Origin of the sequence: Okeania sp. SIO2B9 (assembly GCF_010672505.1) — a bacterium.
Classification (GTDB): domain Bacteria; phylum Cyanobacteriota; class Cyanobacteriia; order Cyanobacteriales; family Microcoleaceae; genus Okeania; species Okeania hirsuta.
On record NZ_JAAHGK010000829.1, the window covers coordinates 1 to 3,522 of the forward strand.

General features: G+C 33.1%; 3 protein-coding genes. 2 read left to right on the forward strand and 1 reads right to left on the reverse strand.

Translation table 11 applies throughout. From position 1 onward, the window contains the following. Both F6K13_RS24075 and F6K13_RS24080 read left to right on the forward strand, forming a co-directional pair. The coding region (locus tag F6K13_RS24075) for a DUF6798 domain-containing protein (protein WP_287288613.1) at positions 1-1,864 on the forward strand (1,864 nt) is incomplete at its 5' end. A 144-nt stretch (positions 1,865-2,008) separates the two neighbouring features. Further along, the gene (locus F6K13_RS24080; RefSeq protein WP_124146473.1) at positions 2,009-2,575 is read left to right on the forward strand and encodes a Uma2 family endonuclease; all 567 of its coding nucleotides are present in this window, start codon (positions 2,009-2,011) and stop codon (positions 2,573-2,575) included. 665 nt (positions 2,576-3,240) lie between these two features. On the opposite strand, the gene F6K13_RS24085 is transcribed toward F6K13_RS24080, so the two are convergent. Further along, a complete protein-coding gene (locus F6K13_RS24085) occupies positions 3,241-3,483 on the reverse strand; it encodes a hypothetical protein (RefSeq protein WP_124146472.1) in 243 nt (80 codons plus the stop codon). Between the last annotated feature and the right edge of the window lie 39 nt (positions 3,484-3,522).

Here is a 3,522-nt window from a genome sequence, read left to right on the forward strand (position 1 = left end):
TGGAAATCATTATACCCATGTTCCTCAAATTAAATCGATGTTGCATCCTGAACTCTATATTAATGATTACTATGTTCAGGAAATGTTGCAGTTTACTCCCAGATATTACTATCAACATTTAATTTATTTTCTCAGCAAATTTATTGGTAGTATTTCCCTCACATATTTGATTTATTATCTAATTTCATTGATTGGTTTTATCTGGGGTTTATCTGCTATTAGTAAAATTTTTACCACCTCAAAACTATCTACGGCAGTTTTAATTTTTCTGAGTTTAAAAGCTTACACTTTAATTGGATATTTAGAACTTTTTCCTAATACTCCCATACCTGCAACATTTGCGATGAGCTTAACAGTTTGGGGGATTTATTTCTGTTTTCGGCAAAAATGGATAATTGGTTATTTATTTTTTGGTATTGCTTCAATATTACAGTTTTTAGTTGGTATTTTGCCAGGAATAATGATGATACCTATTATGTTGATTGAGGGGATAAAAAATCGACAATTTAAACAAGTAATTTTGCCGTTAATTATTTTATTTGGGTTGGCAAGTTTAGTTTATCTGCCAATGGTATTAACTGGTACGACTAGCACTGATAAATTGAGTAATGAAGAATTTGTTTTTATCTACGGTTGGGTAAGAAATCCTCATCATATTATTCCTACTTATTGGAGTTGGAAAATTAGGCTGGATTTTATTTTTTTTATTTTGGGTGGATGTTTGTGTATTCACAAAGTTGATATTTTTCGATCAGAAGATTTTTTACAGAAGTCGGGAAAAGGAAAGATAGAAAAGATAACAGGAAGGAAAAAAGATGTAATTTTTACTAATGTAATTTCTCTAGAGAAATGGAAGTTTTACCTAATTATTGCAGAGTCAATTTTTGCTTTGTTTTTGGGTTATATTTTTGTCGAAGTTTATCCACTAGCTTTATTTGCTAAATTGCAGTTAGCACGAACTGTTCCTTTTGCTCAATTGATGATATTTATTGCTGTGGGTATTTTGAGCGATCGCTTATATCAACAGGGTAATTTAGGAGTAGGTTTACTGTTGATAATATCTCTAATTTTGCCAGTGCCATATCAAGGAATTTGCTTTTTTATTTTATCGGTTGGATTGTTTTTTTTGGAGAAATGGAGTTACAAATTAGTAGTCTGGTTAATAGTTTTAGCTGGATTAATATTTTACTTATGGCAGTCACGGATAGATTCAAATTTTAATCATTTATTGGCAAAACTTAGTTTATTTTTGGTGTTAATATTTCCGTTTGTTTTGGATGAGGTTGATTTAGCGTTGGTGAAGTCTAGTGGCAGCTACATAGCTAGGAAATATTTAATTACTTATAGTTTGGCTGGAGTCACAACTTTAGTATTTGTTTTGGGATTATTTGAGGCATTGCCAGGAAAATTTTTAGAGGTATTTCAACAACAGGTAAAATTTAACAGAGTTCCTCAAGATGAAGTGACGAAATTAGCTTTAAGATTTAGACAAATTAGCGATAAAAACGACATAATTTTAATTCCTCCATTTGTGTCAAATTTTCAGTTTTTTTCAGAAAGGGCGGTTATTGTAGACTTTAAACATTTTCCTCAAACAGATAGCGGAATTAGGGAGTGGAAAAATCGAATGGAAGATGTTTTTGGCGTAGATTTGAATGATAAGTTAGCGGTGGGTGCGATGGAAATTTTGTTTCCACAACAGACGGGAAAAGAATTAGTTAATGTGGCGAAAAAATATGGAGCTGAATATATTTTGACTAGGGTTAATTGGCATGGAGATATTCGAGGGAATATTGTAGTTAGAGAAGAAGAATGGGTTATTTTTCACATAAATGATGATGTAACACAGGCATCTTGCCAGTAATAGTTGTACTATACCCTGGATAAAATTTACTTTATTATTACTAATCTTATCTCAGTTATAATGTTGTAGTGGTAGTTAGGAGTCAACGGACGTTTTATGCAACATCCTTACTTCCTACTTCCTACTCCTTACTCCTTATTAATTATGTCAAATCTCACAGTTAAAGAGTTGGAAATTTTGCAAGGTACTCTAAATCAAGCAGGTTTAGATTATCAACTAGAATTAGAGGAAGGAAAAATATTAGTTGTGGGTCTATCAGATATTGTTTCTAGTGAAATTGGCGTTCGCTTAATAGCTTCTCTTTATGCTTGGGTTAACCCACGTCGTCTTGGACGTTTATTTGATTCTAGTGCTGGTTTTATTATTTCAGATACTAATTTAAAAGTACCCGATGTTTCTTTTGTTCGTGCCGAGCGCCTGAAAAAAAGCGTTCGTTATTTTGGAGAATTAACGCCTGATTTAGTAGTAGAAATTAAATCTCAAAGTGATAGAATAAAACCTTTAAAAGAGAAAATCAAGAAATATTTAGAATTAGGAGCGCAAGTAGGAATATTGATAGACCCTGACGAGGAAATAGTTATTGTTTATCGCCCTAATGGTGAAGAAATTGAGTTTAAAAATGGAGATAAGTTGACTATTCCTGAACTATTTGGTGAGTGGGAATTGCCTATTGTTGAACTTTGGCCGCCTGTGTTTGATGATGAAGAATAAACTATCTTGATTTTAGGTGGTAAATTAATAAACTATCTTGATTTTAGGTGGTAAATTAATAACTAAAAAAAATTCCCAGAAAACCTCGAAACTTTAAAGCTGGATATTCTTAATTAGATTACTACTCAATGTAATAATCGCGAGTTTAAATTTTATGGCATCCGGTTTGTTTGCAGTTTAGTAATACTCTGGAAAAATCTGCCCAGAAATATAGCGCTACCTACAAGGCAAAAGTCACTCATACAAAAGTCAAAAATAATCTATGACTAAGTTTGAGAATTTATAGTCATTTTAGTTTAGGTTGATACAAGGTTTTCTCGCTGTAAAAGGGTTTCACCTCAAAAAGCGTTTCATTACTTATTTAAAATGACTATATAAATGTCCTAGCCTTTGCTTCGATTGCTATGCAAAGGACTTTCTCCAAAGTACAAGTCTAAATAAAAAACCCCTAGAAAGCGCCATTGGGATGGTAAACTTCTAGGGGATTATTCTTCACATTTAGGGGGGAAAAGCGCTCCAAGAAAAAATACCCCTCGTGCCAATTATCGGAAAACTAAGAACTAGCACAGGTTGTCGATCAATTTGTGTAAGCTAATAGAGCGCTTTGGGTAGAGGAGAAAGATTTTAGATATTTTGAGTTCTAATGTATGATCAACTTTTGGTAGTCAGTCAGTTTGTGGAATAAGGGTGGAATGGGTCAATGCACCATCGGCATCGGTCAAATAGACTAAACCCGCATAATACTTCAACCCGCTCCCTGAGCCTGTCACTTTCTCCAGTTCGTTGTCATCCAAACAAACAAACATCTCCTTGTTTTGGTTACCCGCTTCTTTTGTAGTTAGTTGAGTAGAGTTTTGATTGATTGAGTTAGGAAAATTGCTTTGCTTTTTGTTTAAGATTGGTTCCATTTTTTTTCTTTCCGTAATACCCACGAGAATTACTTATGA